The organism is Mycobacterium sp. THU-M104 (assembly GCF_049197365.1).
Lineage (GTDB): Bacteria > Actinomycetota > Actinomycetes > Mycobacteriales > Mycobacteriaceae > Mycobacterium.
Map to the genome: position 1 here is coordinate 1 of NZ_JBMIOP010000232.1, position 1505 is coordinate 1505.

General features: G+C 64.5%; 2 protein-coding genes. One reads left to right on the plus strand and one right to left on the minus strand.

Going from position 1 to position 1505, the window contains the following annotated elements; genetic code table 11:
* Nucleotides 1-76 precede the first annotated feature (76 nt).
* Entirely contained in the window at nt 77-433 is a 357-nt protein-coding gene (locus ACOJVU_RS17570) for a hypothetical protein (RefSeq protein WP_421530944.1), read from the minus strand.
* 469 nt (nt 434-902) lie between these two features.
* Here ACOJVU_RS17570 and ACOJVU_RS17575 point away from each other — a divergent pair, with 469 nt between their 5' ends.
* Entirely contained in the window at nt 903-1304 is a 402-nt protein-coding gene (locus tag ACOJVU_RS17575) for a hypothetical protein (RefSeq protein WP_421530945.1), read from the plus strand.
* Nucleotides 1305-1505: the final 201 nt, after the last annotated feature.

Sequence of the window (1505 nt, forward strand, 5' to 3'; positions counted from 1 at the left end):
CCCCGGGGTGCGTCGGTGCGCGGTATCGACGGTCCGGAAACGCGTGGCGGCCCCGACCGGTCAGAAACTCCCGAGTTCATCGGACACCGGTCTGGCGTTGGCCGTCGCGGTACTTCCGGGCCGATTCATCGGCTTTTTCAACCTTTTTGGGCGTCCGCAAGCTTTCGGCGCAATCGTCGTGTTGGCGGCAGTGGTCGCCGTGCCCGCGTTGTGGGTCGGCTTTTGCGCCGACGATTACAGTTTGATCGTCGAAATCGAGCACAAGGTGCCGTCCCTGGCAGAGCGGTCTCCGCTCGACCTTTATCATTTCGCTTCCCACCGTGCCGAGGTCGAGCGGCAGATTCGGGACGGGCCGGTTCCGTGGTTCAGCGATCCGGGTGCGACGATGCACTTCTGTCGGCCGCTGACGAGTCTCGTGTTTGCTCTCGACCATGGCCTCTGGCGTTATCACGCGGTGGGCTATCACATCACCTCGGCGTTGCTGTACACCGCGCTCGTGCTGTGTGTGGGCCTGTTTTTCCGCGTCGCTCTCGGTGTGCGCCGGTCAGGACCGTCGGCAGTGGCTGCGACGCTCGCAACCCTGCTTTTTGCCGTTGACCCGCATCATGTGATGCCCGCCGACTGGATCTCGTCCCGCCACTTCGTGGTCGCGGCCATCCCGGCTGTGCTCGCCCTCGCCGCCCATGTGCGGTTCGTTCGCGACGGTTGGAAGCCGGGTTTCTGGCTGGGCCCGGTCGGCATCATGGTGGCGTTGCTCGGCAGCGAAGCGGGTGTGGGCGCCGTTGTCTACTGGCTGGCTTTTGACGCGTTCGGCCCCGCACCGCCTGGGCGGTCGTCGCCCCGCTCTCGCCTGCTTTCGAGCGCTCCGGTAGTTGCGATCACCGCGATTTACCTTGGCGCCTATGTCTTTTTCGGCTTTGGTTCGCGGGGCGGAGTATATCGATCCCACCACCGAACCGGTCGGTTTCTTGCGTGCCGCTGCTCAGCGGGTTCCCATGCTGGTGGGTCTCGCGCTGTCGGGGATTCCCGAGGCGGCCCCGGCCGTGCCGACCGCGTTTTTTATCGTGCTTGGATTTGGTGCCGCCCTTATTGCGTTTGCCCTCTATCGGCTCGTTCAGCCCGCCGTTTGCGATACGGAGCGTGCCGCGCTGCGGTGGTTGCTGCCGGGAGCTGTGTTCTCGTTGGTGCTGACATCTGGCCCGCCCAGTGCGCGGCTGATGCTCTTCCCGAGTATCGCGACCGCGTTGTTCGTTGCCATCTTGATCTACCGCGGCAGCCAGCAACTCGTCGCCGTACGTCCGTAATCGGCGCTGCGCGCTGGACGCTGGTTTCTCGTTGGGGTGCACCTCGTTCTCGGCCCGCTGGTGTTAGTGGTGGCGACCACGCAACTCGCCGGCGCTGCTGGCGCCGAAAGGGATGCCTTCGTCCGAGCCGAGTTCGATCATTCTGCGACCCATCACGTGATCGTTCTGGTGGCCCCTGATATGGAAGCGTTCTACGCCGGT